Annotated in this window: 23 protein-coding genes and 1 pseudogene; 14 read left to right on the forward strand and 10 right to left on the reverse strand. The window is 58.9% G+C overall.

Going from position 1 to position 20,447, the window contains the following annotated elements; genetic code table 11:
• Position 1: 1 nt before the first annotated feature.
• A complete protein-coding gene (locus ACZ9DP_RS03700) occupies positions 2 to 2,203 on the forward strand; it encodes an amylo-alpha-1,6-glucosidase (RefSeq protein WP_476200319.1) in 2,202 nt (733 codons plus the stop codon).
• 297 nt (positions 2,204 to 2,500) lie between these two features.
• On the opposite strand, the pseudogene ACZ9DP_RS03705 reads toward ACZ9DP_RS03700, so the two are convergent.
• Together ACZ9DP_RS03705 and ACZ9DP_RS03710 are read right to left on the reverse strand one after the other, a co-directional pair.
• Positions 2,501 to 2,671: pseudogene (locus ACZ9DP_RS03705) on the reverse strand (type II toxin-antitoxin system VapC family toxin); the annotation flags it as partial.
• Complete coding sequence (locus ACZ9DP_RS03710; protein WP_476200320.1) at positions 2,668 to 2,868, reverse strand: type II toxin-antitoxin system VapB family antitoxin; 201 nt, start codon at positions 2,866 to 2,868, stop codon at positions 2,668 to 2,670. The pseudogene ACZ9DP_RS03705 and the gene ACZ9DP_RS03710, both read right to left, overlap by 4 nt.
• Positions 2,869 to 3,526: 658 nt before the next feature.
• On the opposite strand from ACZ9DP_RS03710, the gene ACZ9DP_RS03715 reads away from it, so the two are divergent.
• From ACZ9DP_RS03715 to ACZ9DP_RS03745, 7 genes are read left to right on the forward strand one after another with little or no spacing between them, the layout of a single operon-like run.
• The gene (locus tag ACZ9DP_RS03715) at positions 3,527 to 3,970 is read left to right on the forward strand and encodes an acetyl-CoA carboxylase biotin carboxyl carrier protein (RefSeq protein ID WP_476200322.1); all 444 of its coding nucleotides are present in this window, start codon (positions 3,527 to 3,529) and stop codon (positions 3,968 to 3,970) included.
• Entirely contained in the window at positions 3,970 to 5,361 is a 1,392-nt protein-coding gene (accC, locus tag ACZ9DP_RS03720; protein ID WP_476200324.1) for an acetyl-CoA carboxylase biotin carboxylase subunit, read from the forward strand. Before ACZ9DP_RS03715 ends, accC begins: the two co-directional genes overlap by 1 nt.
• Positions 5,358 to 5,786 carry an acetyl-CoA carboxylase gene (locus tag ACZ9DP_RS03725; protein ID WP_476200325.1) on the forward strand — a complete coding sequence of 143 codons (429 nt, stop codon included), beginning with the start codon at positions 5,358 to 5,360 and terminating at the stop codon, positions 5,784 to 5,786. Before accC ends, ACZ9DP_RS03725 begins: the two co-directional genes overlap by 4 nt.
• Complete coding sequence (pxpB, locus tag ACZ9DP_RS03730) at positions 5,783 to 6,490, forward strand: 5-oxoprolinase subunit PxpB (RefSeq protein WP_476200326.1); 708 nt, start codon at positions 5,783 to 5,785, stop codon at positions 6,488 to 6,490. Before ACZ9DP_RS03725 ends, pxpB begins: the two co-directional genes overlap by 4 nt.
• Positions 6,487 to 7,482 carry a 5-oxoprolinase subunit C family protein gene (locus ACZ9DP_RS03735; protein ID WP_476200327.1) on the forward strand — a complete coding sequence of 332 codons (996 nt, stop codon included), beginning with the start codon at positions 6,487 to 6,489 and terminating at the stop codon, positions 7,480 to 7,482. Before pxpB ends, ACZ9DP_RS03735 begins: the two co-directional genes overlap by 4 nt.
• 31 nt (positions 7,483 to 7,513) lie before the next feature.
• Positions 7,514 to 8,281 (forward strand): 5-oxoprolinase subunit PxpA, encoded by a 768-nt coding sequence (locus ACZ9DP_RS03740; protein ID WP_476200328.1) that lies wholly within the window; start codon positions 7,514 to 7,516, stop codon positions 8,279 to 8,281.
• A 39-nt stretch (positions 8,282 to 8,320) separates the two neighbouring features.
• Positions 8,321 to 9,532: a pyridoxal phosphate-dependent aminotransferase gene (locus tag ACZ9DP_RS03745; protein ID WP_476200329.1), complete on the forward strand. Its 1,212-nt coding sequence runs from the start codon at positions 8,321 to 8,323 to the stop codon at positions 9,530 to 9,532.
• Positions 9,533 to 9,595: 63 nt separating this feature from the next.
• Here the strand turns inward: ACZ9DP_RS03745 and nac are convergent, their stop codons facing one another.
• Positions 9,596 to 10,501, reverse strand: a complete 906-nt coding sequence (gene nac / locus ACZ9DP_RS03750) for a nitrogen assimilation transcriptional regulator NAC (RefSeq protein WP_194730551.1) — start codon at positions 10,499 to 10,501, stop codon at positions 9,596 to 9,598.
• Between the two features lie 240 nt (positions 10,502 to 10,741).
• Between nac and ACZ9DP_RS03755 the strand changes: the two genes are divergently transcribed.
• The 6 genes from ACZ9DP_RS03755 to ACZ9DP_RS03780 all read left to right on the forward strand — a co-directional run bounded on the left by ACZ9DP_RS03755 (position 10,742) and on the right by ACZ9DP_RS03780 (position 15,383).
• Positions 10,742 to 11,524: an SDR family oxidoreductase gene (locus tag ACZ9DP_RS03755; protein WP_476200330.1), complete on the forward strand. Its 783-nt coding sequence runs from the start codon at positions 10,742 to 10,744 to the stop codon at positions 11,522 to 11,524.
• On the forward strand, positions 11,521 to 12,228 hold the full coding sequence (locus ACZ9DP_RS03760; protein WP_283072977.1) for an amino acid ABC transporter permease: 708 nt from the start codon (positions 11,521 to 11,523) through the stop codon (positions 12,226 to 12,228). Before ACZ9DP_RS03755 ends, ACZ9DP_RS03760 begins: the two co-directional genes overlap by 4 nt.
• On the forward strand, positions 12,225 to 12,983 hold the full coding sequence (locus ACZ9DP_RS03765) for an amino acid ABC transporter permease (RefSeq protein WP_074072662.1): 759 nt from the start codon (positions 12,225 to 12,227) through the stop codon (positions 12,981 to 12,983). Before ACZ9DP_RS03760 ends, ACZ9DP_RS03765 begins: the two co-directional genes overlap by 4 nt.
• Positions 12,980 to 13,747 carry an amino acid ABC transporter ATP-binding protein gene (locus tag ACZ9DP_RS03770; protein ID WP_476200331.1) on the forward strand — a complete coding sequence of 256 codons (768 nt, stop codon included), beginning with the start codon at positions 12,980 to 12,982 and terminating at the stop codon, positions 13,745 to 13,747. Before ACZ9DP_RS03765 ends, ACZ9DP_RS03770 begins: the two co-directional genes overlap by 4 nt.
• A 29-nt stretch (positions 13,748 to 13,776) precedes the next feature.
• Positions 13,777 to 14,607, forward strand: a complete 831-nt coding sequence (locus tag ACZ9DP_RS03775) for an ABC transporter substrate-binding protein (protein WP_074072660.1) — start codon at positions 13,777 to 13,779, stop codon at positions 14,605 to 14,607.
• Between the two features lie 101 nt (positions 14,608 to 14,708).
• The gene (locus ACZ9DP_RS03780) at positions 14,709 to 15,383 is read left to right on the forward strand and encodes a 4-carboxy-4-hydroxy-2-oxoadipate aldolase/oxaloacetate decarboxylase (RefSeq protein WP_476200333.1); all 675 of its coding nucleotides are present in this window, start codon (positions 14,709 to 14,711) and stop codon (positions 15,381 to 15,383) included.
• Between the two features lie 95 nt (positions 15,384 to 15,478).
• Here the strand turns inward: ACZ9DP_RS03780 and ACZ9DP_RS03785 are convergent, their stop codons facing one another.
• From ACZ9DP_RS03785 to ACZ9DP_RS03815, 7 genes are all read right to left on the reverse strand, one after another.
• Positions 15,479 to 15,880 (reverse strand): hypothetical protein, encoded by a 402-nt coding sequence (locus ACZ9DP_RS03785; RefSeq protein WP_476200335.1) that lies wholly within the window; start codon positions 15,878 to 15,880, stop codon positions 15,479 to 15,481.
• Between the two features lie 229 nt (positions 15,881 to 16,109).
• Positions 16,110 to 16,919: an IclR family transcriptional regulator gene (locus ACZ9DP_RS03790; protein WP_074072658.1), complete on the reverse strand. Its 810-nt coding sequence runs from the start codon at positions 16,917 to 16,919 to the stop codon at positions 16,110 to 16,112.
• Between the two features lie 20 nt (positions 16,920 to 16,939).
• Positions 16,940 to 17,329: a RidA family protein gene (locus ACZ9DP_RS03795; RefSeq protein ID WP_074072657.1), complete on the reverse strand. Its 390-nt coding sequence runs from the start codon at positions 17,327 to 17,329 to the stop codon at positions 16,940 to 16,942.
• 12 nt (positions 17,330 to 17,341) lie between these two features.
• Positions 17,342 to 18,112, reverse strand: coding sequence for an amino acid ABC transporter ATP-binding protein (locus tag ACZ9DP_RS03800; protein WP_194730560.1), 771 nt, complete (start codon positions 18,110 to 18,112; stop codon positions 17,342 to 17,344).
• Between the two features lie 13 nt (positions 18,113 to 18,125).
• Positions 18,126 to 18,785 carry an amino acid ABC transporter permease gene (locus tag ACZ9DP_RS03805; RefSeq protein ID WP_074072655.1) on the reverse strand — a complete coding sequence of 220 codons (660 nt, stop codon included), beginning with the start codon at positions 18,783 to 18,785 and terminating at the stop codon, positions 18,126 to 18,128.
• A gap of 6 nt (positions 18,786 to 18,791) precedes the next feature.
• Positions 18,792 to 19,454: an amino acid ABC transporter permease gene (locus tag ACZ9DP_RS03810; RefSeq protein WP_476200337.1), complete on the reverse strand. Its 663-nt coding sequence runs from the start codon at positions 19,452 to 19,454 to the stop codon at positions 18,792 to 18,794.
• Positions 19,455 to 19,511: 57 nt separating this feature from the next.
• Positions 19,512 to 20,354: a transporter substrate-binding domain-containing protein gene (locus ACZ9DP_RS03815; protein ID WP_476200338.1), complete on the reverse strand. Its 843-nt coding sequence runs from the start codon at positions 20,352 to 20,354 to the stop codon at positions 19,512 to 19,514.
• Between the last annotated feature and the right edge of the window lie 93 nt (positions 20,355 to 20,447).

Raw genomic sequence — 20,447 nt, forward strand, 5'->3', positions numbered from 1 at the left:
CATGCCGATGCATAGCCAGGAGATCGCTTCGCCCGCTGTTCGGGGCGGCGGGCCTCCGGTCCAGTTCTTCATTCCCGCGGCTGCGTCTTTGCAGGAGAGGCGGCCGCGCACGTTGAAACATGGCGATACGTTTTGCGTATTCGACCATAACGGAGATGCTCTGTCAGGCCCAGGGAGTCCAGAAGGACTGTTTCATCGCGATACGCGGCATCTTTCCCACCTCTACCTGACGGTCGGTGGACAGCGACCGCTTCTCCTGTCGTCGTCGCTCAGGGACGACAATGCGACGTTGACTTGCGATCTAACCAATACAGATCTCTACGACCACGACCGCTTGGTAATCGCCCATGATCTGATCCATGTCCGCAGATCGCGGTTCCTGTGGCAAGGGAGCCTGCATGAACGAATGACGGTGCGCAATTTTGATGATGCGCTACATACGGTTTCCCTGGAGATCGCCTTTGGCGCCGACTTTGCCGATCTTTTCGAAGTGCGTGGTACAAGCCGAGCCCGGCGGGGAAAGATCGGCAGCCCGATCATCAACAGTGATTCCATTTTCCTGAGCTATGACGGTCTCGATGGCGGGAAAAGGGCCACACGCATCAGCTTCTCGCCTCCGCCTGCCGAACTGAGCGCAGGAAAAGTCCGTTTTGAGCTCGATCTGCAGCCGCAGAGGACTCAGACCTTTTTTCTGCGCATTGATTGCAATCCGGCAGATGAGGATAAAGCGGGTTTGAAACCATTCTTTATCGCCATGCGTGACGCCCGCCGTGCGCTGCGCGCGTCATCGAAGCGAGCGGCTTCAATCATTTCATCAAACGAGATTTTCAATGAAATGGTCCAACGGAGCATGTCGGATCTCTACATGCTCGTCACGGATACGGCGGAAGGACCTTATCCATACGCCGGAATTCCTTGGTTCAGCACCGTGTTCGGACGCGACGCGTTGATCACGGCGCTCGAGACATTATGGCTGGATCCGGCAATTGCCAATGGGGTCCTGCGGCATCTCGCTGCCAATCAGGCCACCGATTTTGATCCGATCGCCGACGCCGAACCGGGAAAAATTCTTCATGAAGTACGCTATGGCGAAATGGCGGAGCTGAAGGAGGTGCCGTTTCGGCGCTATTACGGCAGCGTCGACGCAACACCGCTGTTTGTAATCCTGGCTGGCGAGTACTTCAAAAGGACCGGCGACCTGGAAACAATAAGAAGTATCTGGCCAAACATTCGGGCGGCTCTTGATTGGATCGTTGAGCACGGCGACCGCGATGGTGACGGCTTCGTTGAATATGGCCGACAGACGCACGAAGGGCTGATCAACCAAGGTTGGAAGGACAGCCAAGACAGCATTTTTCATGCCGACGGCTCCTTGGCAACTGGCCCGATCGCGCTCGCCGAAGTGCAGGCCTATGCGTATGGTGCCTTTATGGCAGCAGCAGAGCTATGCCGCAAACTTGGCGAACGTCCGCGCGCCGTTGCCTTCACAGCACGCGCAGTTGCCCTGCAGAAGAGCTTCGACATTGCATTCTATGACGAGGAATTGGAAACGTATGTTCTGGCCCTCGATGGGTCGAAACGGCCCTGCCGCGTGCGTACGTCCAATGCCGGACATGTCCTGCTGACAGGCCTTGCGCTTCCGGGACGTGCCGCGGCCGTCGTCCGCACGCTTTTGAGTGGCACTTCGTTTCCTGGTTGGGGAATACGCACAGTGGCTTCGACTGAGGCGCGCTACAATCCCATGAGCTATCACAACGGGTCTATCTGGCCCCACGACAATGCGCTGATCGGGATCGGAATGGCGCGTTACGGACTTAAGCGGGAGGCGGCCAAAATTCTCGAGGGGCTGTTTGCCGCGGCGAGCTACATCGATCTCAGGCGATTGCCCGAACTGATCTGCGGCTTCCCTCGTCGGCGCGCTCAAGGACCGACCTTCTATCCGGTAGCTTGCGCGCCGCAGGCCTGGGCGGCGGCAGCCCCCCTGTCGTTAATACAGTCGTGCCTCGGCATTCTCTTCGATCCGATCGAAGACCAGGTGACCTTCGATGAACCAGTTCTGCCGGCGTTCCTCGACGAAGTGATCCTCAGGAACCTTTCGATTCCCAAAGGAACAATCGACGTCGCAATTCGCCGGTCCAGGGAGAATGTGGTGGTCGATGTGCTTGACAGAAAAGGCGATGTCAAGATCTTAACGGCTGCATGAGAGAGGCCGACGGCAAAGACGGTAGAGTCGCCCTCTCGCGCGGTGCGAAGGGCTCGAGTTGAACCGATGGCCCGCGCGACCCGTGTCGTGCTCATCAGGCAACTGCGCCCATGAACGGCCTCGCGATCAGCTTTTTGAACGTTAAGGCCGGGACTATTTCACACCTTACCCCGGCCAAGGAGCGAGACCCCTGCGCCGCGGTTATCAGCCGTTAGCCGGCGCACAGTGATGATAGGATGCGCCGGCCGCAGAGGATATTCGTAGGTTGTCGTAGATTTTACAAAATTTGCGCCGCTATTGCGCCGCCAGAAAAGCAATTACACTGCCGCCATCCCGAAGACTGCCAAGCGCAAGCTCGCCGACACGGTCGGGTGGCAACGAAGTGCGATCATCCTCAATAATCCTGCGCAGCTCGGCATCGACATGGCGGAAATGATCAATCCAGATCGAGGTGTCCGCTAGGATCACTTGGCTGCTGTGCTCCGGCGGCGCGGGGCTGCCTCGGCATCGGGCATGGTTCCTCCGAGCGCGATGAGGCGTTTTCCGGACTCCACACGAACAAGCGTCTCCAACGCCTGGCGGACGAGTGCAGCGGTTTCCTTTGTGCCGGTTAAGGACCTAGCCTTTTCCAAAAGCGCGTCGTCGAGGTTAATAGTCGATCGCATGATCTGGCTCCTTGGCAGCATGCAAACTAGCACCATTTGGTGAGCAAAATCCACGCCCCGTTATATCCAGCGCAGTCCTATAACTGAAGCAGCACTCCACTTTATTTCTTGGACAGCCGGGTACCCGCCCGAAGCTGAAGCGAGCGCTATTTGGCCTGCCATATGCGTATGAAATGATGCCTCTCAACCCGAATAAATTGCGGGCCCACGGTCCGAATCTGTTCAAGGCGAAAACTTTGAGCCCGATTCCAGAAAGGATGCGATGGCCTTTTGCGCAAGGGTATGGCGGTCGGCCGCCTCCCTTTCTGATTCGCGCTTTGGCCTTGATCCATGTGCTGATCTACATCGGGAATCCCGTGTTGGTTGCACGCAAAAATGTCCGTGTTGGCGTGCTCATCGATCGACGGTCGCTCGACGTTCCCCCAGGCGGCTGTCCGGCCGAGCTAAATGCCGTCAGCCGCACATGGAGAACGGCAACAACGCCGACAGGTCGGTCGTGACGGGGAAGACTCTTGAATGCCTTTCTTTGCGAATTGAGGCCGTCCATCAAAAGTTCTTCTGACCCCATCGTGCAGGTCATCGTGTTACGGAGAATTCAGCCGAACGCGGTCCGAATTGTCCGGACCGTGATGAGGCAATTCGAATACCGAGTGTGCTTATGGACCTGTCGAAGATAAAGACGCTAATTGCTTTTGTCGGGCGATCGAACATTAGCGAGCTGACGGTGACGGAAAAGGGCGTCACGGTTCGGATCTTCCGGACGCCCGATCAGGCAGCATCACAGGGCGCGGCGCAAGCGCCGAAGGCGGTAGCAGCTGGTTTTATCGAGTCCGCTCGCGATGCGTCTTCGGCAACTGTCGAGAGGCCGGCTTTCCCCGTGAAGGCGCCTGTCTTCGGCGTCTTGCATCGGGCGCCTGCACCAGGCCAGGAGCCGTTCGTCAAAGTCGGCGACGTGGTGGAGGAAGGACAAACCCTTTTCATCATCGAAGCGATGAAGGTCTTCAACAAAATTGCCGCGCCGCATGCCGGCCGCATTGCGCGACTGACCGAAGTCGACGGCGGAGACGTCGAGACAGGCGACGTGCTGGCGGAGATTGCATAATGGCCGAGCCTCTTGATAACATTGCATCGCCTAAGCAACGTTTCGATACGGTTCTGATCGCCAATCGGGGCGAGATCGCCGCACGGATCCAGCGCGCCTGCCGTGAACTCGGCCTAAAGACTGTGGCCATCTGTTCCGAGGCAGACAGGCAGGCGCTTTACGGCAAGACTGCCGAGAGCTTTCTATGCATCGGTCCCGCGAATGCGGCCAAGAGCTATCTCAATCAGGATGCGATCCTCCTGGCAGCGCGTCTGACCGGCGCGGGGGCCATCCATCCGGGCTATGGCTTCCTGTCGGAAAACGCTGCGTTCTCCGAAGCTGTCGAGAAGGCGGGCTTTGTTTTCATCGGTCCGGAAGCTTCATCGATTGCCACCATGGGCGACAAGATATCGGCTAAGCGGGCGATGATCGCCGCCGGCGTGCCCTGCGTGCCCGGTCCGGATGCGTCGCTTCCCGACGATCCCGCTTCCATCGAGCGCATTGCGCAGGAGATCGGATATCCCGTGATCATCAAGGCCGCCGGCGGCGGAGGCGGAAGAGGCATGCGCGTCGTACCGGGGGCCTGCTCGCTGCACGAGGCGATCACCTTGACCAGGGAGGAAGCCCGTCAGGCCTTCGGATCCCCAGTGCTCTACATGGAGAAGTACCTCCAGCATCCGCGCCATATCGAGATACAGGTGCTTTGCGACACCCATGGCAATGCTGTCTGGCTCGGGCACCGCGATTGTTCGATGCAGCGCCGTCACCAGAAGGTGGTGGAGGAGGCGCCGGCGCCAGGGATTTCGCCGGATGCGATCCGGCCTGTCGGGATGGCTTGCGCGGAAGCCTGTCGGCAGATCGGCTACCGAGGCATCGGAACCTTCGAATTCCTCTACGAAAATGGCGCCTTCTATTTCATCGAGATGAATACGCGCCTGCAGGTGGAACATCCGGTCACAGAAATGACCAGCGGCATCGATATCGTCCATGCCCAGATAAGGGTCGCGCAGGGTGAACCCCTGGATTTGCTTCAGGACGACATGAGATGCGAGGGGCATTCCTTCGAATGCCGCATCAACGCCGAGAATCCGGACAGCTTCCTGCCTTCGGCCGGCATTATCGCTGATCTCGCGTTGCCTGAAGGACCGGGCATTCGCGTCGACACCCATATCCATGCCGGCTACCGGGTTTCGCCCTATTACGACTCGTTGATCGCCAAACTCATCGTTCATGCGCCGATCCGGGCGGAAGCGATGGCGAAAATGCGAGAGGCGCTGGCTGCCACACGCGTAGAAGGGATTGCTACCAACCTTCCACTCCTGCGCGCGCTGTTCGAGGACGAAACCTTCGTCCGTGGCGAGACGGATATCCACTATCTCGAGCAATGGCTCAAGCAGCGGAGGGCGGCATGAGCGCGATCGACTTCAGCGATCCTGCGACCATTGCAGTCCTAACGGACGCGCTGACGGCAGCCGGCGTGGATGGCCTGGAAATCTCCAGGCCGGGCGGACAGCTGCGCATCGTCGTTTCGAAGGAAGGGGGTGCCCAAGTCGCCCGGAGCCGAAACGCGCAGCCGGGTTTGATGGCGGCACTGTCAGCGATCGTGAAGGCGCCGATGGCGGGCCGCTTTTGCGTCTCGCATCCCGCAGCACCGGTCGACGTCAAACAACTGCCGCATGAGGTTTCCGACAAGGACGTGATCGGTTTCATCCGCATCGGTTCCGTCCTGCTTCCCATTACCGCTGGCCGGTCTGGTTTGCTGACGAGGCTGGTGGCTGAGCGCGATGCCCTGGTCGGATTCGGTGATCCCCTGTTTGAAATCGAGCAGCAATCATGATTGCCACTTTGAACATCCTTGCGCCGCAACGCGAAATCGTCCCGGCCGCCAAAGGCCGGGCGCGGGTCTCCTTCATTGGGGGGCGGTCCTTTCTGCTTGAAACCTCAGGCGATTTCGATCTTCCCTCCCAGCGATGGATCTGGGCCTTGTCGCAAACAGTAAAGGGTTGGGTGGACATCGCGGAAGTGATACCCGGCATGACCAATCTGCTGGCTATCTGCAAGGAGACGCCCGAGGATCCCGAAATCGTCGTCAGCCGATTGCTGGAGGCATGGAATAACGCCCAAAGCCTCGATCTGGCAGGGAAGACGATCGAAATTCCGGTCCACTACGGCGGGCCATATGCGACTGATCTTCCCGCCCTCTGCGACCTTTCCGGACTAAGCGACCGGGACGTCGTACGCATTCACTATGAAGCGACCTATCGCGTATTCGCCTTGGGCAGCGCCCCGGGCTTTGGCTATCTGCAGGGCCTCGATCCCCGGATATACATGCCCAGAAAGACAGTCCCATCGCTGAGAATGGAGAAAGGCTGCGTGACGATTGGCGGAATGCAGACGGGCGTTGCGATGCTGACCGGACCGAATGGATGGAACTCCATAGGCTATTCGGAACTGCAGATGTTCGATCCGGCTTCCTCGATACCGGCCCTGATGGCGCCGGGCGATACCGTGCGCTTCGTGCCGGCAAGGATCGAGCTATGATCGAGATCGTCGAAACCGGCCCATTCAATACGGTGCAGGATCTTGGCCGCCCCGGCTATCGCGATATCGGTGTGTCTGCCGGCGGCGCCATGGATCCGTTCGCTGTCAGGATCGGCAACATCCTCGTTGGCAACGATGAAGATGCGGCGGCAATAGAGGTGCAGACCTTTCCATTCAAATTGCGCTTCGACATGCACACTGTCTTCGCCGTAACAGGCGCCGACGGCCAACCGGTGCTCGATGGCAGAGAACTGCTTGCGTGGTGCACGCATGTCGCTGAGGCGGGCCAGGTTCTCGAACTGAAGCAACCGCCGACGCTGGCGCGCGCTTATATCGCGCTCGGGGGAGGGCTGGATGTGCCGGTTCTCATGGGCTCGCGAAGCACGGCGCTTCGCGGCGGATTCGGCGGCAATGCCGGGCGTCCTCTCATCAACGGAGACAGGATAGAAATCGGCTCAACACTTGATGAACTCCCGCTGCCGGCCAACGGTATCGCCGTCGTCGAGCCGGCCGTCGCGCTCGGCGATGTCTTTCCCGCCCTCATCGACGGCGCGTTGCCGGTCCGTGCCATAGCCGCCGGCGAGCAAGAGTTGTTTGTCTCAGATGGCGAGGCCTTCTGGAGCCAGATCTGGCGCATTTCATCTCGCAGCGACCGCACCGGCTATCGTCTGTCCGGGGAGCCAATCAAGCCCACGAAGACGATCGAGATGCGCTCCCATGGCGTCGTTCCGGGCGTGATCCAGGTGCCGCCTGGAGGGGAGCCGATCATTCAGATGAGCGACGCCAATACGGCGGGTGGCTATCCGAAAATCGCCGGAGTCATCGAATGCGATCTGTGGCGGCTCGGCCAGGCGCGCGTTGGCAGCCGGCTGCGGTTCGTGCGTTCGACGCATGCTGAAGCGCGTGCCGTTGAGCAGGCCGTTGCCCGGTATGTCGAGGATGTCCAGCGAACGTCACAAATGGTCAAGCGCGCTTTGAGGGCGATGGCATGACGATAGTTCAACGGCTCAAAAGGAGGAGGCGGTGAAGTTCGATCTGAATTCCGACATGGGCGAAGGTTTCGGTCCTTACCGGCTATGCGATGACGAGGCGATGATGAAGGTCGTATCATCCGCCAACATCGCCTGCGGCTTTCATGGCGGTGACCCGGACACGATGGCACGCATGGTGCGTCTTGCGAAACAAAACGGCGTCGGCATCGGTGCGCATCCAGGCCTGCCGGATCGGGCCGGTTTCGGCCGGCGCGAGATTCCATTCCATCCGGATGAACTTCGCCAGCAGATGCTCTACCAGCTCGGTGCGCTGATCGCGATCGCCAAGAACGAGGGCGTGACCGTCGGCCATTTCAGCTTTCATGCAGCCATGGGCAATATGGTCAATCGCGATCCCGTGCTCGCCGATCTGATGATGGATGCCATTTCCACTGTAGACCCAGGCCTCGTGGTATTCGTTTCTCCTGAGAGCGAAATCGAAAGGGCGGCGAAACGCGCCGGGCTCAAGACGCTGGCGCTGTTTTTGGCAGACCGCGCCTATGACGGCGGTGGCAAGCTGGTGGCGCGCGGTCTGCCGGGCGCCCTGGTCAAGGACGAGGCCTCGGTGCGGGTGCGCGTTCGCCAGTTCCTGACCGACGGTACCGTCGAGGCCATCGACGGCACTGTCATCGCGATTCCGGCCCGGTCGATCCTCGTCCATAGCGATACGCCCGGCGCGCTGGAGCTTGCCCGCATCGTCCGCAGCCAAATCGAGGCTTCCGGCGCCACCCTCGCGCCTGCGGCCGAACTTGCTTCCTGATTGAGCCCTAACCGTCACGGTTCATCTCACCGAAAGATCATGTCGATGTCTTCCATAGCCGACCGTCTGAAAAACGTTTCCATCTCCGCTTCCGCAGCCATGACCCAACGTGCCAGGGAACTGGCCGCCAAGGGCATCAAGGTTGTCAGCCTTTCCTCCGGGGAGCCGGACTTTCCGACGCCGGCTCATGCAGTCGAGGCGGCCCATGCAGCAGCACTCGGCGGCGACACCAAGTATCCACCGATGGATGGAACGCCGGCGCTCAAGGCCGCGGTCAGCAGGAAGTTCAAGCGGGACAACAATCTCGATTACAATGCCAGCCAGATCGTCGTTTCCGGCGGCGGCAAGCAGGTGATCTTCAATGCGATGCTCGCGACCTGCAATCCGGGCGATGAAGTCGTCATTCCCACACCGTCGTGGGTCAGCTACGCCGATATCGTCAAGTTCGCCGGCGGTGTTCCGGTGGCCGTGCCGTGTTTCGAACAGGCCGGCTTCAAGCTGCGCCCCGAAGATCTCGAAGCGGCGATCACGCCGCGCACCAAGTGGCTTATCCTGAACTTCCCGAACAATCCGACGGGGGCGGCCTGCTCGCGTGCAGACATGGCCGCGATCGCGGAGGTCATGCACCGTCATCCGCACGTCTGGATTCTAACCGACGACATCTACGAGCACCTGGTCTATGATGGGTTCGAGTTTTGCACGATCGCCGATGCTGACCCCAGGCTCTACGATCGCGTCCTGACGATGAATGGTGTTTCCAAGGCCTATGCTATGACAGGCTGGCGGTTGGGGTATTGCGCCAGCGGTTCGAAGGAACTGATCGCCGCGATCAGCAACGTCAACGGTCAGAATGGTGGCGGCATCACCACCGTCACGCAGGCCGCGGCCATTGCGGCGCTGGACGGGCCTCAAGATCTCCTCAAGGAGCGGGCGGCTATCTACAGGGAAAGGCGCGATTTCGTCCTCGGCCAACTGGCGAAGATCGAAGGGCTGCGCTGCCACAAGCCCGACGGCGCCTTCTACATCTATCCCAACATCTCCGGCCTGATCGGCAAGACCACGAAGGGTGGGCGCAAGATCGAGACCGACGTCGATTTCGTCATGGCGCTCGTGGACGAGCATCACGTCGCGACGGTACAGGGTGCCGCCTATGGCATGAGCCCCTATTTCCGCATTTCCTACGCGACACGCATGGAAATGCTCAACGAGGGCTGCGCACGCATCGCCCAGTTCTGCGGGGATATGCGCTAACTCATGACCGCAGCCTTCCGGTCCGGTTGCCGCGCCGGAGGGCATTCGTCCTGCTCGCAGGCTCTAAAGTTTCAGCCGCTCGGTCAGTTCGACGAGAATGTCCTTGACGGCGAATGCCGGCTCTGAGAGCGAACTCTGATCGGACGTGCAAAGTGACAGCGTTTCCTCGAGCCTGGGGGAGAGCAGCCGGCAAACGAGAGGCTCGCTCGATTCTGACACGATGCGATCGGCAATGGCCTTCGGCATGATGGTCGCTCCGAGGCCCGTTCCTACAGCGCGGGCGAGCGTCCGCACGATTTCGACCTCCGCCACGACCTTGAGATTGATTCGACTGCGCGTGAATGCGGTATCCACCGCGCGGCGCACGAAATTGTAGGTCGGCGGCAACAGCATCGGTAATCCGTCGAGCGCTCCAACCGGAATGGGTTTGGAATCCGCTTCTATGGCGAAGTCGCGATGTGCCACGAGGTAGAATTCTTCACTCAGAATCGGTTCGAACCGGACGCCCTTGATCGGGCCGACGCCGTGGATCAGGGCCATTTCCAGCCTGCCGTTCATGATCATCTGACTATAGGTCTGGCCGACGCTTTCGGTCAGGTGAAGCAGAATACCGGGATGCCGTTTTCTTGTCTCGGCCAGGAGTTCGACAGACAGCGTGGCGGCGCTGCTGAACGGCACGAGCCCCACGGAAACACGCCCTGCAAGCGAATTACCCGCGGCCGCGGCGTCTGCCTGCGCCTGCTCCATCTGGCGCAGGATGATCTGGGCATGCCGGTAGACCGCATGTCCTGCGTCGGTCATGGTGACACCCTGCTGGCTGCGGATCAGCAGTTTCTGGCCGAAATGTTCCTCAAGTGCCGCCAGTTGCTGGCTCAGTGCCGGCTGGGCAAGATGCAGGATGTCCGCCGCACGCGTGATGCTGCCGCTGTCCACGATGACGATGAAGGATTTGAGGCGTCTTATATCCATGGGGAATTGGCATTATGTGATCTTCGCTGGAGCATGTTTACAGACGCGCCCCTGTTTTGCAAAGCGACCCTGGCCGAAAGCCGTCTTCACCCTCAATAAAGGCGAGAATTCCTGGGTTTTGGACCGTCCGTCCGTCGCCCGCCAATCTCCATAAAAGTTGCTTATTACTCCAAAAGTAATCGGTCTTAGGCAGAGCGTTAAAGCTCCGTTATTGTCCACAGCAACAACAAGGGGATCAAAATGCCATTCTCCGATTACAAGACCGCATTGGTCACCGGCGCTTCCTCCGGCATCGGTGCCGCAGTCGTAGAGCGGCTTTGCCGAGAGAATCTCGAAGTGCATGCGATCGCTCGCAGCACCGGCGCCCTGAAGGAGCTGGCCGAGCGTACGGGCTGCATTGCGCACGTCATTGATGTGACTGATCGCGCGGCAATTGCCGATCTCGCGAACCGCGTGCAATTCGACATTCTGGTCAACAATGCCGGCGTCGACCGGCCGAAGAAGTTCCTCGAAGCGGACGAAGGAGATATCGATCTCCTGGTCGACGTCAATCTTCGCGCCGTCCTGCACCTGTGCCGTCTGATCGTGCCTGGAATGGTGGCGCGCGATTGCGGACACGTCATCAACATCTCCTCGATCGCCGGCAACTACAATTTCGGCGGCAATTCAACGTATCATGCCGTCAAGGCAGGCGTTGCCATGTTGTCGAACCAGTTGCGGATCGACGTGTTCGGCAAGCACGTGCGGGTGACGGAAATCTGTCCCGGCCGCGTCGCAACGGATATCTTTAACCACGTCCACGGCAATGATCCGAGCGTCCGCGAACGCTTCATCGACGGTTTCGAGTTGCCTCAGGCCGCTGACATCGCGGAGGCAATCGCATTCGCAATCGCCGCGCCTGGCGCGGTGAATATCGGCCACATGGAGATCACGCCGACGCTTCAGGTGATGGGCGGCTTGCAGACGGCCAAGCCGGAGAAGACTTTTTCCGAGGCCGGCCAATCCGGGGAGCCGAAGCGGTGAGCGGCTTCGATCTCTCGGCAATCTTGAGCAATCCGGAATACGTCGAGATGCTTCTGCACGGCATCGAAATGACGTTTGTCATCTATATAGGTTCGTGGCTGCTGGCGATGACGCTCGCGCTTGTGTTCCTGGGTCTGCGTTTTTCCCCGCTGCGTTTCGGTAATCCGATTGTCGCCGCCTATGTTTCGTATCATCGGAACGTTCCTACTCTTGTCCAGCTCATGCTTTGGTATTTCGGCATATTCACGCTGATGCCGCAGGGGTGGACAACCTGGCTCGCCGGCCACAATGCCGAAGCCATCTTTGCGATTATCGGACTGGGACTTTGCCAGGCCGCCTATTTCAGCGAGGATCTGCGCTCGGGCCTGCGCTCCGTCAATCCTGGTCAGATGGAAGCCGCCAAGGCCCTTGGGCACAGTTATATCTCGGCGATGCGTTTCGTGATCATGCCGCAGGGCGTTCGCAATGCGCTGCCGCCGCTCATAAACCACAGCGTTTCCCTCTTCAAGAATAGCAGCCTTGCTCTCGTCATCGGCGCATCGGAGCTCACGCATGCCGTTAAGGAAATCGAGAACTTGAGCTTCAGGACCTTCGAAATCTACCTGGTCGGCACAGTCCTCTATCTCTTTTTCTCGCTCCTGATCATGACCGGCGGCGCCTACCTCTCGATGCGCGCAGACCCGGCAAGGAGTGCACGCGCATGATCAACGACATCATCGCGATCATCAAAGACTACTGGCTGCTGCTGTTGATCGGCCAGTATCCAAACGGGCCGCTGGGCGGGCTCGCCAACACACTCATCCTTTCGGCACTCAGCATCGCTCTCGCTTTTCCTGTCAGCATTCTTTTCGCATTGGCCAGGTTGTCGAAATGGCCAATGCTGCGCTGGCCAGTCACCGCTCTCGTCTATGTCACCCGCGGCGTACCTTTGTTGATGCTCATCCTTTGGAGCTATTTCCTCGTCCCGCTCTGGACTGGGGCGGATGTTCCGAGTTTCGTGACCATGCTCACGACGCTGGTGGTCTATCAGGGCGCTTTCTTAAGTGAAGTGGTCCGTGCGGGGATTGTCGCGCTCGGGCACGGCCAAATGGAAGCCGCTCGAGCGCTCGGACACAGTTACCTTGGTGCGATGCGCTACATCATCCTGCCGCAGGCGCTCTACAATATGATACCGAGCATCATCTCGACGTTTGTCTCGACAATCAAGGACACGACGCTCGGATATGTGATCAACGTGCCGGATCTCACCTTCGCGGCCAGTCAGGTCAACAACCAGCTTCTGACGCAGCCTTTCCAGGTGTTCCTCATCCTCGCGATTGTCTACTACGCAATCTGCTGGAGCCTGACCCACGTCGCAAATCGTCTCGAGCGGCGCATCGCGCGCCGGCGCGCCGGTCCATCCAGCCTGCGCGCAACACCCTTGGTTGCGACCTCAAAAATCGTATCGGAGCAGCTATGAGCACTTCAATTCCATCGACGCGGGAATTGCAGACGATCCGCCTGTCGAATGTCTGCAAGAGCTATGGCGACTATCCGGTCTTGAAGGACATTGATGCCGAAGTGTCCCAGGGACAGGTCGTGGTCATATGCGGACCGTCCGGTTCGGGAAAGTCCACACTGATCCGCACCATCAACCGGCTTGAGGAGATCAGCAGTGGATCGATAACACTCGACGGCCACAATATTCACGCGCCAATGCGTGCGAAAGAACTCAATCTTCTTCGTAGCCGCATCGGCTTCGTGTTCCAGAGCTTCAATCTTTTTCCGCATCTGTCGGTGCTCGACAACGTGTCGATGTCGCCGATCAGAGTGAAGGGTGTTGCGCCCGACGCGGCGCGCGACAAGGCGAACAAGCTTCTCGACCGCGTTGGTCTGGCCGACAAGGCCCATTCCTATCCAGGTCAGTTGTCTGGCGGACAGCAGCAGCGCGTCGCCATTGCCCGCGCACTCGCCATGGAGCCGCCGGTGATGCTCTTCGATGAACCCACGAGCGCGCTCGATCCGGAAATGGTTGGCGAAGTGCTGAGCGTGATGAAAAGCCTGGCGGCCGAGGGCATGACCATGCTCTGCGTCACCCACGAAATGGGCTTCGCCCGCGATGTCGCAGACCGCATCTGGTTTATCGATGCGGGGCAGATCCTTGAAACGGCGTCTCCCGAAGACTTCTTCAAGAGCCCGCGCCATCCTCGCGCCCAGCGCTTCCTGGCCGATCTACGGCATTGACCTAATCATCATAACAAAGGAGAACAGCAATGAACTGGAAATACCTTATCCTGGGTGTCGTCTTAGCTGGCGCGATCTCGCCGGCGAAAGCGGATCAGCTGGAGAAAATCAAATCCGCAGGGACTTTGCGCTGCGCGACCTTTGCCGACGTCCCACCCTTTGCGTCCCCCGATCTGAAGACGCGTCAAATGGCCGGCTTCGACGTCGATCTTTGCAACGCCATCGCCAAGGAACTGGGCGTCAAGGCCGAGATTAAGCCGGTCTCGGTTGAAGCGCGCGTGCCGGAGGTCAAGCTTGGCCGTGTCGACATTACGGTTGCCAATCTTGCTTATACATTGAGCCGGGCCGAGCAGATTCAGTTCAGTGATCCCTACTATCTCGCGAAGGAAATGCTCATCGTCCCGGCCTCCGATCCTGGCAAAAGCAAGGCGGATTTCGCGGGTCAGAGAATTGCCTCGACCAAGGGCTCCACATCCGAAATGTCGATCAAGCTCAACAAGTCCGAGCCCCTGACATTCCAGGACACGGCTTCGGCCTATCTTGCCGTTCAGCAGGGCAAGGCGAGGGGCATGGTGGCCAATACCATGACGACGACCAAGTTCGTCAACGAATCGAAGACCAAGGGCAAAGAAATGCGGATGATCGAGGAACCGATGTTGTTCCAGCCGATCGGCATCGGTATGGCCAAGGACAATCCGGACCTGACCGCCAAGATCAACGAGGTGCTTCGCAAGCTCGATACGTCGGGCGAGCTCAACAAGATCTGGGACAAGTGGCTTGGCCAGAACACCGAGTACAAGATGACGCGGACCGACAAGGTCGTATCGCTCTCCGAGCTGAAGTTCGATCCCATTCCGTAAGTCACCACTCGCTCGGTGCGGCCAAAACTTAATCTCAAAACACTGAAGACTGCAGGCGGCGAGGACATGCTCGCCGTCGGTCTTTACCTAGGGGGTTTTTTATGATCCACATCAGAGACATCGCTGAACGGCCAAGCAAGGCTGATGTCGAGGCACTTTCCAAATTCTCGCCGGCAACAATCCACGAAGCTCAAGGACGCAGGGGAGCGCTTTCCTCTCGCCTTAAGCCGGTTGATTATCGCATGAAGCTGTGCGGTCCGGCCTTCACCGTAAAATGCGCGCCGCGTGACAACATCATGCTGCAGCTCGCCATCAACTACGCAAAGCCAGGCGATATCATCGTCGTGTCGGCCGGCGAATACGAGGAGGCCGGCTCTTTCGGCGACGTTCTGGCCAATGCCTGCCTTGCCAAGGGCATCGGCGGACTGGTGACCGATACCGGAGTGCGCGATACGCTTCAGCTGAGGGAACTCGGCTTCCCGGTTTTCTCGCTCAGCGTTTGCATCAAGGGCACTGTCAAAGAAACGATCGCCGCCGTGAATGATCCGATCATCGTCGGTGGGGAGATCATTCATCCCGGCGATGTCATCGTGGGGGATGCCGATGGCCTGGTCGTTGTCCGGCGCGCTGAAGTCCAGGATGCAGCCCGGCTATCGCAGGCCCGCGAGGATGCCGAAGCCGGCTATATCGACGCCTACAAGCAGGGCAAGTCGGTGATCGAAGTCAGCAAGCTTGAACCCGTTTTGAAAGCCAAGGGGCTGGTCGTCGACATCTGAAACCGGCCCGCGCCGAAGTCCAGCTGCTTGTTGCTGCGGCTTTATTTTGTAGTGCCGCGGCGGATCCAATTATTGCCGCGACACACCCCAATCTCCTACGTCAACGGGACATAGGCGCGGCTCCTTCTGTCAAGCCAATCGAGGTCGGTTTTGCCGCCTGCGCGCAGATAGGCTGCGGCCTCAAGAAACAGCGGATGACGCAGATCCCGCTTTGTCAGAAGATGATGGTCTTGCCCTTCGATCCGCGCCATCATTGCCGCCTTTTCAGGCTCGTCGCTATATGCACGCGCCAGAAAGGTCACGGACCCATCTGTGAACTCAAACACATCGTACTCGTAGTGGTAGTCGCAAAACCCATCAGCGTCAGGCTCGGATGCATCGATGTGATGCGATACTTCCACCGTCATAGGCCAAGCCGTGCCGTCCCGCCCCAAGACGGCCTTAATGCGCCACAAGGCCACTTCCGTTCGGTAAAACAGCTTTTCGATCTGCAACAAATCTACATGTCAGCGAGGTCTTCCTCGCCCCAGCTTTCTTTCGCGGGCGGGCGGGTGCCGCGCTTGCCCAATTCATGCGCAATCGGCACGTTTGTGGTCGAAACGCATTGTAGTCTCTAGCCCATCTTCCATCTCAACCGCAAGGGTTAGGAACCCGGGCTTAGGTATCACACTCTTCAGCGCAACCGGTGCGGCCTTCGCGAAATCGAGGCCGGAGTGCTGTTACTCTTCAAACGCGCGATGTGGAAGCGCGTCTTGAAAGTGAATTGAATCCGAGCTTTTCGGAAATCTCTTGTGCCGCGTTCAACAGGCTATCGAGATAGGCAGCGCGATTGCGCAGCCCGTCCTCGCGCGGGGCAACCAGGCACAGCGTGGCGATGCAGGCACCATCAGCCTGATAAATCGGGACAGCCAAACAATGGGTAAAATTCTCCACTTCACTATTGAAGGTGAAATATCCATCGCGTGCTGCCTGCCTTGCTTGGGCGATGAAATCCGCCGGCTCCAGCCGCCGGCCGTTTGGCAAAACGAAATCCTCCGGCGGGATAAGTTCAAGGATTTCCTGATCCGAAAGGTTTGACACGAGGAGGCGGCCTGACGCGGTCCAGGGAATGGAAACGAGTTCACCGACATTCGAGGAGATTCGGAACGGTCGGATGCCCTCGCGCATCATCGCAACCGTATATTTGTTGCCCTCGAGCAGACACATCTGCGCCGTCTCACGCGTTTCCTCGGCGAGATGGACCAGCATACGGTCGCACTCGCGCATAAGGTCGAACTGCTCGGCATATGCGGTGCCGAGGAAATAGAGGCGGCGGCCGAGAAAGATCCGGCCGTCGCCGCCCTGATAATCCAACATTCCGTGGTTGAGCAGCAGGTTGACGAGTTCGTAGATTGAGGAGCGCGGCGCGCCGATTTCCGCAGCGATCTCATTCGGGCGCATCGGCCGACGCTTCACACGCAGGAACTCAAGTATCTCGAAGGCGCGATCCAGTCCTCGCGTCCGTCGTGATACCGTGTCGCCGGAGGCTTCGGTCATGTTCTTCTCCGGAGTTGCTGTCAGGCGCGATCGGCGCGATAGGCCACGCAATCGACTTCCACCTTGCAATCGACCATCATCCGCGACTGAACACAAGCACGTGCCGGTGCATTCCCGCCAAAAAATTCAGCATAGACGCCATTGAAGCTCCAGAAATCGCGGGGGTCATCGAGCCATACCCCAACGCGCACGACATCTTCCAGACCGTAGCCGGCTTCGTCGAGAATACTGATCATGTTCTCGATCGCCTTGCGACTCTGTGCGACAATACCGCCGGACACGATTTCACCCTTTTCCATAGGAACCTGGCCCGAGACATAGAGCCAGCCTGCTGCTTCCGTCGCCCGGGCAAAGGGCAGCGGTTGTCCGCCGGCCCCGGTTTCGCCAGCACCGTAACGCTTGATTGTCATGGGATCTCTCTTCTAGTTGAAACTTGAGGTTTTGAGAAACTCAGCGAGCCGCTCTGTCTTCGGACTGACGAACATTTTCTTCGGGTCGCCTTCCTCGCAGATGACGCCTTGGTTCATGAAGATGACACGCGACGAAACTTCGTAGGCAAAGCGCATCTCGTGGGTGACGAGCAGCATGGTCATGCCGTCGGCGGCAAGCCCCTTGATGACCTGGAGCACTTCACCCACGAGTTCGGGGTCGAGCGCAGAGGTCACTTCATCAAACAGCATCAGCCGCGGCGACATGGCGATGGCACGGGCGATCGCGACGCGCTGCTGTTGGCCGCCGGACAACTGACCGGGATATTGGTCCATGCGAGCGGCGAGGCCAACGCGGTCGAGCCATTTTTCGGCAATGGCGCGGGCTTCCGGCTTCGTCATTTTCTTCACCTTGACGAGGCCAAGCATAATGTTTTCAGCCGCACTCATGTGGGGGAAGAGATTGAACTGCTGAAACGCCATGCCGGTCAGCGCACGCTGGCGTGCAATTTCTTTCTCGCTCTTGCGGCGCCGGGTCACGCCTTCGACGCGATAGCCGATCTCCTCACCGTCCAGGCTAATCGTGCCGCTCTGGAATTCTTCGAGCATGTTGATGCAGCGAAGCAAAGTCGTCTTGCCAGAGCCGGACGAGCCGATGATAGAAATGACTTCACCTTCCTGGACGCTACAATCGACGCCCTTGAGGACTTCGTGGATGCCGTAGGTCTTACGCAGACCCTTGATGTCGAGAATGGTCTTGACCATTGGGGGAGCCTCTTCAGGACGGCAGGGCGGTCTTGCGCTCGACATATTTGCCGAACTGCTCGATGCCGTAGTTGACAATGAAATAAAGAGCGCCAGCCAGGAAATAGAACTGCAGGCTCATGAAATTGCGGGAGATGATCTCCTGCGTGCGCAGGAGAAGCTCCGCCACACCGATGACAGAGAGCAGGGTTGAGGCCTTTACCATCTCGGCCGCCGTGTTCACCCACGACGGCAAGCACTGGCGCATGGCCTGCGGCCATAGCACGGAAGTGAAGGTCTGGATGAAGGTCAGGCCGATCGCCTTGGCGGCTTCGGTCTGTCCCTTGGGGATTGCCTGAAGGGCTCCGCGCACGATTTCGCCGACATGCGAGGAGCAGAAGATCGCAAGTGCGAGGACACCTGCCGAAAACGGCCCGAGATCAACTCCGGCGGCGGAGGAGACGTAATAGCTCGCCAGTACGAGCACGAGCACCGGCGTGCCGCGAATAACGTCCGTATAGGCGCGGACCGTTAAGCGCAAAACTGCGCCGCCGTAGACGAGCGCCAAGCCGACGAAAATGCCGAGTACGGAACCCGCGAGGATGGCCAGCAGAGAGATCGATACAGTCATGGCGAGGCCGTTCATGATGACGTATCGGGCGATCCAGAGTTGTTCGAGAAAGGTGTGGGACATCCGGGCTTACCTCGGCAGGGCCAGACGGCCCTCGACGAAACGCATCAAGGCGGCGATGAGGAAACAGGTTGCGACATAGAAGGCGGACGTGACCATCCAGGTCTCTACGACGCGGAAGCTCTCGACGTTGATCTTGCGGGCCGCAAATGTCAGCTCGGGCACGGCGATGGCGGCGGCGAGCGAAGTGTCCTTGAAAAGCGAAATGATCGTTGAAGACAGCGACGGCAGCACGTTACGCAGCATCAGTGGAGCGATGATGGAGCTGCGGATTTGCATCCCCGTCAGGCCGATGGCGAGCCCGGCTTCCGTCAGACCTCCCGGAATTGACAATAATCCGGCCCGAAACACTTCGGCGAGATAAGCACCCGAATATAGGGACAAAACCAGCACGAAGCTTTCCAATTTATCGAGGCGGACGCCCATCTGCGGCAGCGCGAAATAGGCAAATAGCACCAGAACGAGGATCGGCAGGTTGCGGATCACCGTGACATAGAGCTGCGCTGCTGCGACCCCGTAGCGGTTCTTCGACGTCAGTGCGAAGGCCGAAAAAAGTCCGATCACCGCTCCAATCAGGATCGAGATCGCCGCAAGGCCAAGGCTAAGCGCGAGCCCGCTCAACAGGAAATCGAAATTACGCCAAACGGCCGCGAAATTCAGAGTGTAACCCATGGCGTGCCTTCCCCTGAGGCTGAGGGAGCGGGAAACAGGTCCCGCTCCACACGGCTGTTATTTGAATTCGACCGGGAAGCCGATCTGAGGCGGGGTTAGATCTTTGCCGAACCAGGTTTTGAAAGATTTGGCGTAGGTGTCGAACTCAACGCCGGTCATGGCTTCGTGCAGAGCGGTGTTGACGAAGTTCAGCCAATCCTGATCGCCGCGCTTGACGCCGCAGGCGTAGGTTTGCGGGTTCCAGCCGTAGCCGGCATCCTTGTAGCGGCCCGGGCTCTGCGTCATGTACCAGGCGAGCGACGACTGGTCTGTCGCAACTGTATCAGCGCGTCCAGATTCCAGCGCCTGATAAATGAGGTCCACGGATTCATACTGGTCCACCTTCGCCTCCGGCAGAGCAGCATGCACCATGGCCTCGGCATAGACATTTTGCAGGACCGAGACGGTGACGGACGAGCCAGCCGCCTTCAGTGCGGCATAATCGGCATATTTTCCGTCCGCTTTGAGCATCAGACCCACACCTTCGCGATAGTAAGGAATGGTGAAGGCAATCTGCTGAGCGCGTTCGCCAGTAACCGTCATGAATTGGCAGGTGATGTCGACCTTGCCCGTCGTTATGTTTGGGATGCGGGCGTCGGAGGACTGGTTCACATACTCAATTTTTTCGGGATCGCCGAAGAGTGCCTTGGCGATGATATGACCCATATCGACGTCGAAGCCCTGAAGCTTGTCGTCTGCGCTCTTGAAGTGCCAGGGCGCATTGGTGCTGCCTGTGCCAAGGACAAGATGGCCGCGGGCAAGCACTTCGTCGAGCTTGCTGCCATCGGCGAGGACGGGCGTAGAAAACAGAGCTGTGGCGACGGCCAGCGACATCGTGCCGGCGAGGAAGGAAGTGGTCATCGTGTTCCCCTTGATTGACCGTTTTCTGATAATCCAATATAGCGGACATATGTCTGTGTTATTGGATTGACATATCAAGAGGTATGAGGAATG

This window comes from Rhizobium sp. USDA 4016 (assembly GCF_056279705.1).

Bases quoted from the DNA above. Each gene is read 5' to 3' on its own strand.
- ACZ9DP_RS03700 (WP_476200319.1), top strand. From the start codon at position 2: ATGCCGATGCATAGCCAGGAGATCGCTTCGCCCGCTGTTCGGGGCGGC.
- ACZ9DP_RS03710 (WP_476200320.1), bottom strand. From the start codon at position 2,868: ATGCGATCGACTATTAACCTCGACGACGCGCTTTTGGAAAAGGCTAGG.
- ACZ9DP_RS03715 (WP_476200322.1), top strand. From the start codon at position 3,527: ATGGACCTGTCGAAGATAAAGACGCTAATTGCTTTTGTCGGGCGATCG.
- accC (WP_476200324.1), top strand. From the start codon at position 3,970: ATGGCCGAGCCTCTTGATAACATTGCATCGCCTAAGCAACGTTTCGAT.
- ACZ9DP_RS03725 (WP_476200325.1), top strand. From the start codon at position 5,358: ATGAGCGCGATCGACTTCAGCGATCCTGCGACCATTGCAGTCCTAACG.
- pxpB (WP_476200326.1), top strand. From the start codon at position 5,783: ATGATTGCCACTTTGAACATCCTTGCGCCGCAACGCGAAATCGTCCCG.
- ACZ9DP_RS03735 (WP_476200327.1), top strand. From the start codon at position 6,487: ATGATCGAGATCGTCGAAACCGGCCCATTCAATACGGTGCAGGATCTT.
- ACZ9DP_RS03745 (WP_476200329.1), top strand. From the start codon at position 8,321: ATGTCGATGTCTTCCATAGCCGACCGTCTGAAAAACGTTTCCATCTCC.
- nac (WP_194730551.1), bottom strand. From the start codon at position 10,501: ATGGATATAAGACGCCTCAAATCCTTCATCGTCATCGTGGACAGCGGC.
- ACZ9DP_RS03755 (WP_476200330.1), top strand. From the start codon at position 10,742: ATGCCATTCTCCGATTACAAGACCGCATTGGTCACCGGCGCTTCCTCC.
- ACZ9DP_RS03765 (WP_074072662.1), top strand. From the start codon at position 12,225: ATGATCAACGACATCATCGCGATCATCAAAGACTACTGGCTGCTGCTG.
- ACZ9DP_RS03770 (WP_476200331.1), top strand. From the start codon at position 12,980: ATGAGCACTTCAATTCCATCGACGCGGGAATTGCAGACGATCCGCCTG.
- ACZ9DP_RS03775 (WP_074072660.1), top strand. From the start codon at position 13,777: ATGAACTGGAAATACCTTATCCTGGGTGTCGTCTTAGCTGGCGCGATC.
- ACZ9DP_RS03780 (WP_476200333.1), top strand. From the start codon at position 14,709: ATGATCCACATCAGAGACATCGCTGAACGGCCAAGCAAGGCTGATGTC.
- ACZ9DP_RS03790 (WP_074072658.1), bottom strand. From the start codon at position 16,919: ATGACCGAAGCCTCCGGCGACACGGTATCACGACGGACGCGAGGACTG.
- ACZ9DP_RS03795 (WP_074072657.1), bottom strand. From the start codon at position 17,329: ATGACAATCAAGCGTTACGGTGCTGGCGAAACCGGGGCCGGCGGACAA.
- ACZ9DP_RS03800 (WP_194730560.1), bottom strand. From the start codon at position 18,112: ATGGTCAAGACCATTCTCGACATCAAGGGTCTGCGTAAGACCTACGGC.
- ACZ9DP_RS03805 (WP_074072655.1), bottom strand. From the start codon at position 18,785: ATGTCCCACACCTTTCTCGAACAACTCTGGATCGCCCGATACGTCATC.
- ACZ9DP_RS03810 (WP_476200337.1), bottom strand. From the start codon at position 19,454: ATGGGTTACACTCTGAATTTCGCGGCCGTTTGGCGTAATTTCGATTTC.
- ACZ9DP_RS03815 (WP_476200338.1), bottom strand. From the start codon at position 20,354: ATGACCACTTCCTTCCTCGCCGGCACGATGTCGCTGGCCGTCGCCACA.